Origin of the sequence: Sphingomonas sp., assembly GCF_048594985.1 — a bacterium.
GTDB lineage: Bacteria > Pseudomonadota > Alphaproteobacteria > Sphingomonadales > Sphingomonadaceae > Sphingomonas_I.
The window spans coordinates 1-7153 of record NZ_JBMDXG010000148.1; the positions used below are offsets into that span (position 1 = coordinate 1).

Annotated in this window: 7 protein-coding genes; all 7 read left to right on the forward strand. The window is 68.3% G+C overall.

Annotation, left to right across the window (positions count from 1 at the left end; genetic code table 11):
- The first annotated feature begins 49 nt into the window (after positions 1 to 49).
- From murD to ACOJSF_RS05680, 7 genes are read left to right on the forward strand one after another with little or no spacing between them, the layout of a single operon-like run.
- Positions 50 to 1162, forward strand: a complete 1113-nt coding sequence (murD, locus tag ACOJSF_RS05650) for a UDP-N-acetylmuramoyl-L-alanine--D-glutamate ligase (protein ID WP_420141254.1) — start codon at positions 50 to 52, stop codon at positions 1160 to 1162.
- Positions 1162 to 2430: a peptidoglycan glycosyltransferase FtsW gene (locus ACOJSF_RS05655; RefSeq protein WP_420141248.1), complete on the forward strand. Its 1269-nt coding sequence runs from the start codon at positions 1162 to 1164 to the stop codon at positions 2428 to 2430. The genes murD and ACOJSF_RS05655 overlap by 1 nt, the downstream gene beginning before the upstream one ends.
- Positions 2427 to 3608: an undecaprenyldiphospho-muramoylpentapeptide beta-N-acetylglucosaminyltransferase gene (murG, locus tag ACOJSF_RS05660; RefSeq protein WP_420141249.1), complete on the forward strand. Its 1182-nt coding sequence runs from the start codon at positions 2427 to 2429 to the stop codon at positions 3606 to 3608. The genes ACOJSF_RS05655 and murG overlap by 4 nt, the downstream gene beginning before the upstream one ends.
- A gap of 52 nt (positions 3609 to 3660) precedes the next feature.
- Positions 3661 to 5079, forward strand: coding sequence for a UDP-N-acetylmuramate--L-alanine ligase (gene murC / locus ACOJSF_RS05665; RefSeq protein WP_420141250.1), 1419 nt, complete (start codon positions 3661 to 3663; stop codon positions 5077 to 5079).
- Positions 5076 to 5273, forward strand: coding sequence for a hypothetical protein (locus ACOJSF_RS05670; RefSeq protein ID WP_420141251.1), 198 nt, complete (start codon positions 5076 to 5078; stop codon positions 5271 to 5273). Before murC ends, ACOJSF_RS05670 begins: the two co-directional genes overlap by 4 nt.
- Before the next feature lie 31 nt (positions 5274 to 5304).
- On the forward strand, positions 5305 to 6204 hold the full coding sequence (gene murB / locus ACOJSF_RS05675) for a UDP-N-acetylmuramate dehydrogenase (protein ID WP_420141252.1): 900 nt from the start codon (positions 5305 to 5307) through the stop codon (positions 6202 to 6204).
- Positions 6201 to 7124 carry a D-alanine--D-alanine ligase gene (locus ACOJSF_RS05680; RefSeq protein WP_420141253.1) on the forward strand — a complete coding sequence of 308 codons (924 nt, stop codon included), beginning with the start codon at positions 6201 to 6203 and terminating at the stop codon, positions 7122 to 7124. Before murB ends, ACOJSF_RS05680 begins: the two co-directional genes overlap by 4 nt.
- The last annotated feature ends 29 nt before the right edge of the window (positions 7125 to 7153 follow it).

Here is a 7153-nt window from a genome sequence, read left to right on the forward strand (position 1 = left end):
GGCTGGTCCCCCTCCCCGTGCCGGGGAGGATCTCGCGTTCGCCGATCCGCTGGAGATCGACCTCGCCGGTTATGACGGCGTGATCGTGTCGCCGGGCGTGCCGCTCAACCGCCACCCGATCGCGGCGCACGCGCGCGCGGCGGGCGTGCCCGTGATCGGCGATATCGAGCTGTTCGCACAGGCGCGGAGCGAGTTGCCGGCGCACAAGGTCGTCGGGATCACCGGGACCAACGGCAAGTCGACCACGACTGCGCTGATCCACCACATCCTGAAGACGGCGGGCGTGCCGACCCTGATGGGCGGCAATATTGGCCTGCCGATCCTGTCGCGGGACCCGCTGCCCGAGGGCGGGGTCTATGTGCTGGAACTGTCGAGCTATCAGATCGACCTGACCTTCAGCCTCGACTGCGACGTCGCGGTGCTGACCAACATCACGCCGGACCATCTCGATCGGTATGACGGGCTGGAGGGCTACGCCGCGAGCAAGGCGCGGCTGTTCGCGATGCAGTCGCCCGATCATGTCGCGCTGGTCGACTTCCAGGCCGAGGCGGACCATGCCGTGCTCGACATGGCGCCCGATGGGCTGGGGTGCCTGTTCCTCGATGACGTGCCCGTCGAAGGGCAGGAAAACTGGCCCGCCCTTCAGGGGCCGCACAATCGCCAGAACGCCGCCTGCGCGATCGCGACCTGCCGCATCCTCGGGCTTGAAGATGATGCGATCGAACAGGGCCTGCGCACCTATCCCGGCCTGCCGCACCGGATGGAGCGCGTGGCCGAAAAGGACGGCGTGCTGTTCGTCAACGACAGCAAGGCGACCAATGCGACCGCAACGGCGCCCGCGCTCGCGGCCTACCCACTTATCCACTGGATTCTTGGGGGACGGCCCAAGACCGACGATCTCGACGACTGCGCGCCCCACTTCGATCATGTAGTGGCGGGATACACGATCGGAGAGGCGGGGCCGATGTTCGCGCGAATCCTGAAGGACGCCGGCAAGACTGTCACGGAAAGCGGTACGCTGCGCCAAGCGGTGCGCGACGCGGCGGCGGCGGCGAAGCCGGGCGAGGTGGTGATGCTGTCGCCCGCCTGCGCCAGCTTCGACCAGTTCACGGATTACGAGGCGCGGGGCGAGGCGTTCCGCGCGGCGGTGGAGGCGCTCTGATGGCGACGACGGCACCACGTCTGGCGCAATCCGAACTGCGGCGGCGTGCCCTGGCGCGGCGGCGTGGCGAGCGCTTCGGGCGCGGCGACATGAGCGCGGTCGGCCGCTGGTTCTGGGAGATCGACCGCGTTCTGCTGCTGCTCGTGACTTTGCTGATCGGCATCGGCCTGATCGCGGTGGCGGCGGCGGCGCCGGCGGCGGCGGTGCGCTATTCGGACAGCCACTATACGATGGCGTCGCATTATTACTTCTGGCGCCAGCTCATCTGGACCTGCGCGGCGGTGCCGGTGATGATCGCGGTGTCGATGCTGCCCAAGGCGACCGCCCGGCGTTTCGCGCTGGCGGGCGCGGCCCTGTTCCTGCTGCTGCTCGTGCTCGTGCCCGTGCTGGGCGGCGCGGAGAAGAACGGCGCGCAGCGCTGGATTTTCATCGGGCCGCTCCAGCTTCAGCCGTCCGAATTCCTGAAGCCCCTGTTCGTGGTCGCGGTGTCCTGGCTGCTCTCGCTCAAGGCCAAGGACAAGAAGCTGCCGGTCGAGGCGCTGAGCTTCGGCCTGCTCGGCATCATCGCGGCATTCCTGATGAAACAGCCCGATTTCGGACAGACGGTGATCTTCGTCTCGGTCTGGCTGCTGCTGATCACCCTGTCGGGCGTGGCGATGAAATGGCTCGCGGCGCTGGGCGGGGCGGGGCTGGCGGCGATCGTCGGCGCCTACCTGTGGTATCCGGTCGCGACGATGCGCATCAATGCGTTCCTGAAGATCGGCGACGCGTCGAAGCAGGTCGACGATTACCAGATGGTCTCGGCCTACAACACGATCACCAATGGCGGGCTGATCGGGCGCGGGCCGGGCGCGGGGACGATGAAGTTCAAGCTGCCCGAGCCGCACACCGATTATATCTTCTCGGTGATCGGCGAGGAATTCGGGCTGGTCGCGTGCCTCGCCGTCGCCGCCATCTACCTCGCGATCGTGGTGCGCGTGTTCATGAAGCTGCTGCGAGAGGAGGATAATTTCCTGATGCTCGCCGCCGCCGGCCTTGCCACGCAGTTCGGGCTGCAGGCGCTGATCAACATGCTGGTCAACGTCCACCTCGCCCCGTCAAAGGGCATGACGTTGCCTTTCATCTCCTACGGCGGCTCGTCGATGATCGCGCTGTCGGTTGGCTTCGGGCTGCTGCTCGCCTTCACCCGCGCCAATCCGTACCTCAAGCGCTCACCCTACGTCGTGACGTGGGGGTCGCAGCTTGGCGCGCAGGCGGGCGGGCGATGACCGTGTCGCGCCACTTCGTGCTCGCCGCCGGCGGGACCGGCGGGCATATGATGCCCGCGCATGCGCTGGCCGAGGAACTGATACGGCGGGGGCATCGCGTCGCGTTGATCACCGACGAGCGGGGCAAGCGCATTCCCGGCCTGTTCGATGAGGTCGAGGTCCATGTCATGCCCGCCGGGCGCGTGCAGGGCGGGCCGCTCGGCTGGCTCAAGGCGTGGAGCGGCATCCGTGCCGGGCGGCGGATGGCGCGCCGGCTGTACCGCAGCTTCCGCCCGACCGCCGTGATCGGCTTCGGCGGCTATCCCGCGCTGCCCGCCTTGCTCGCCGCGCTCGACGCGGGCGTCGCGACGGCGGTGCATGAACAGAATGCCGTGCTCGGCCGGGTCAACCGCCTGCTCGCGCGGCGCGTCGACGCGATCGCGACCGCCTATCCGACCGTGGAGCGCCTCAAGCCCAAATTCGCCGCCAAGGCGCACCTCGTCGGAAATCCGGTGCGCGAGGTGGTGAAGGCGATCGGACGCGAGCGCTTTCCCGACTTCGCGGTCGACGGCCCGTTCCATATTCTCGTCACCGGCGGCAGCCAGGGCGCGACCATCCTGTCGACCGCAGTGCCCGCAGGCCTTGCGCTGCTGCCGCCCGCTTTGCGCGCGCGGCTGCGGCTGGTGCAGCAATGCCGACCCGAAGACCTCGATCGCGTGCGCGCCGATTATGATCGGCTGGGCATAAGCGCCCAACTGTCCGCTTACCTGGAAGACCTGCCGACCGTGCTTGCCCAATCGCATCTCGTCATCGCCCGCGCGGGCGCATCGACCATCGCCGAACTGACCGTCGCCGGCCGCCCCGCCATCCTGGTGCCGCTGCCGAGCGCGATGGACGACCACCAGACCGCCAATGCGCGCGAAATGGCGGAGGAAGGCGGCGCGCACGCGATCGCGCAGCACCTGTTCACGCCCGAGCGAGTCGCGGCGGAGATCGAGGGTTTCGCCGCCGACCCCGACGCGCTGATCGCGGCGGCGGCGCGCGCCAAGGCGTGCGGCCGCCCCAACGCGACCGAGGATCTGGCCGATCTGGTCGAAGGGTTCGGCCGCCCGCCGGTGATGGACGCGATCGGCGACGACCGGCGCGGCGTGGGCGCGCCCGCGAAAGCTGGCCTCGCCGTCGGGAGCGCCAAGGCATGAAGGGCCCTTCGACAAGCTCAGGACGGGCAACGCTTTTCATCGGAGGCATCTGATGAAAGGTGTTGCGACCGACATCGGCACGATCCACTTCATCGGCATCGGCGGGATCGGCATGTCCGGCATCGCCGAGGTGATGCACAATCTCGGCTACCGCGTGCAGGGCTCCGACGTGGCCGAAGGCTATGTGATCGAGGGGCTGCGCAAGCGCGGCATCAAGGTGATGATCGGCCACGACGCCGCCAATCTGGGCGACGCGGCGGTGGTGGTGACCTCGACCGCGATCAAGCGCGGCAATCCGGAGGTCGAGCTGGCGCTGGAAACACGCGTCCCCGTGGTGCGCCGCGCCGAGATGCTGGCCGAATTGATGCGGCTCAAATCGACCGTCGCGGTCGCGGGCACGCACGGCAAGACCACCACCACGTCGATGGTCGCGGCTTTGCTCGATGCGGGCGGGGTCGATCCGACCGTTATCAACGGCGGGATCATCAACAGTTACGGATCGAACGCGCGGCTGGGCGCGTCGGACTGGATGGTGGTCGAGGCGGACGAGAGCGACGGCAGCTTCCTGCGCCTCGACGGCACCTATGCGATCGTCACCAACATCGATCCCGAGCATCTCGACCATTACGGCTCGTTCGAGAAGGTGAAGGACGCCTTCGTCGAGTTCGTCGAGAACGTGCCCTTCTATGGCGCGGCCTTACTCTGTCTCGACCATCCGGAGGTGCAGGCGATTATCCCGCGCGTGCGCGACCGGCGCGTCGTCACCTACGGCTTTTCGGCGCAGGCCGACGTGCGCGGGGTCAACGTCACGCCGGTGCCCGGCGGCAACCGGTTCGAAGCGATCATCCGCAACCGCGACGGCACGACCCGTTCGATCGAGAATATCGAGCTGCCGATGCCAGGCCGCCACAATGTCCAGAACAGCCTGGCCGCGATCGGCGTCGCGCTGGAGCTGGGCGTGCCTGACGACGTGATCCGCACCGGCTTTGCCAAGTTCGGCGGGGTCAAACGGCGCTTCACCAAGGTCGGGGAAGTGCCGATGAATGGCGGGGGCGTCACGATCATCGACGATTACGGGCATCATCCGGTCGAGATCCGCGCAGTCCTGTCCGCCGCGCGCGAGGGCGCCGAAGGCCGCGTGATCGCGGTCGCGCAGCCGCATCGCTACACGCGCCTGCGCGACCTGATGGAAGAGTTCCAGACCGCGTTCAATGACGCCGACATCGTCTATGTCGCGCCCGTCTATGCCGCCGGCGAACAGCCGATCGAGGGGGTCGATGCGGCGGCGCTCGTCTCCGGCCTGAAGATGCGCGGGCATCGCGCGGCGCAGACGATCGACGGCGCGGAGGCGCTGGCGACCGAACTGGCGGCGGTGGCGCAGCCGGGCGATATGGTCATTTGCCTCGGCGCGGGCGATATCACGAAGTGGGCGGCGGGGCTGGCGGACGCCATGGCCAAGGAGAAGGCATGATGAGCGATTTCTTCACCCCCTTCATCGCGATGCAGAAGCAGATGCTCGACGCGCATCGCAAGAATATCGACACGTTGTTCCGGCAGATGAACGACGCCGGCTTCGAAGGCGCGACCAAGGCGGCGCGCGACGTCGCCGACCAGCAGATCGAGGCGTGGGAGAAGTGGCTCGCTTTGTGGGGCCCGCGCGAATGAGCGCGTTCGTCGCCCCTCACACGGGGACGCGATGACCGACGCGATGCTGCTGCCCAGGGTCGCCGGCCGCCTGACCGCGCGTGCGCCGCTCGCTCCGCTCGTCTGGTTCAAGGCGGGAGGGGCGGCCGAATGGCTGTTTGAACCGAAAGATGTGGACGATCTCGCGGGCTTCCTATCCGACCTCGATCCGGCGGTGCCGGTGATGGGGCTCGGGCTGGGATCGAACCTGATCGTGCGCGACGGCGGGGTGCCGGGGGTGGTCGTGCGGCTGGGCAAGGCGTTCGCGACGGTCGACCGGCTCGATCCGCTCACGCTTCGCTGCGGCGGCGGGGCGAGCGGGATTCTGGTGTCCTCGACCGCGCGCGACGCGGGCATTTCGGGCGTCGAATTCCTGCGATCGATCCCCGGCACGGTCGGCGGCTTCGTACGGATGAACGGCGGTGCCTATGGCCGCGAGGTCAAGGATGTGCTGGTCGAATGCGATGTCGTGCTGCGTTCGGGCACGCGGCGCACACTGACGCTCGACGAACTCGGCTACAGCTACCGCCACAGCGCCTTGCCGGAGGGCGCGATCGTCGTGTCGGCGACCTTCCGGGGCGAAGCGGGCGATCCGGCGGCGATTCAGGCCGAGATGGACCGCATCGCCGCCGCGCGCGAGGCATCGCAGCCGCTGCGCAGCCGCACGGGCGGATCGACCTTCAAGAATCCGCCCGGCCATAAGGCATGGGAGCTGGTCGATCGCGCCGGCTGCCGGGGCCTGCGCATCGGCGACGCGCAGGTGTCCGAAAAGCACACCAATTTCCTGCTCAACCTGGGCGGTGCCAGCGCGGCCGAGATCGAGGAGCTGGGCGAGGAGGTTCGCCGCCGGGTGAAGGCCGACAGCGGCATCGACCTCGAATGGGAGATCCAGCGCGTGGGGGTGGGCAAGTGACCGCGCCGCTGCATGTCGCCGTTCTGATGGGCGGCTGGTCCTCCGAACGCGCGGTCAGCCTCATCTCGGGCGAGGGGATCGCCGTCGCGTGCGAGCGGCTGGGTCATCGCGTCACGCGGATCGACATGGACCGGGAAGTCGCGCTGCGCCTGCACGCGGCGAAGCCTGACCTGGTGTTCAACGCGCTCCACGGTACACCGGGCGAGGATGGGACGGTACAGGGTCTGCTCGACCTGATGGGATTGCGCTACACCCATTCGGGGCTCGCCACCTCGGTCATCGCGATCGACAAGGAACTGACCAAGCAGCAGCTCGTGCCGCATGGCATCCGCATGCCCGAAGGGCGCGTCGTTTCCTCCGCCAGCCTGTTCGAGGGCGATCCGCTGCCGCGCCCTTATGTGCTGAAACCCGTGAACGAAGGCTCCTCGGTCGGCGTCGCGATCGTCACCGACGCAGGCAATCACGGCAACCCGATCGGGCGCGACGCGGACGGCCCATGGCGCCATTTCGACACCTTGCTGGCCGAGCCATTCATCAAGGGGCGCGAACTGACCACCGCCGTGCTGGGCGATCGCGCATTGGGCGTGACCGAACTCGTACCGCAGTCGGGCTTCTACGATTATGACGCGAAATATACGGACGGGCTGACCACGCATGTTTGCCCGGCGCAGATCCCCGCCGACATCGCGGACGCGTGCATGCGGATGGCGCTCGACGCGCACCGCCTGCTCGGCTGCAAGGGCACGTCGCGCGCGGATTTCCGCTGGGACGAGGAAGCGGGCGAGGCGGGGCTCTACCTGCTGGAGGTCAACACTCAGCCCGGCATGACGCCGTTGAGCCTCGTGCCCGAGCAGGCGAAGCTGGTCGGCATGAGCTACGAGGCGCTGGTCCAGGCGATCATCGACGAGGCGCGGGCATGAGCCGCGCGCGCGCCGTGCCCGCGCGCGGT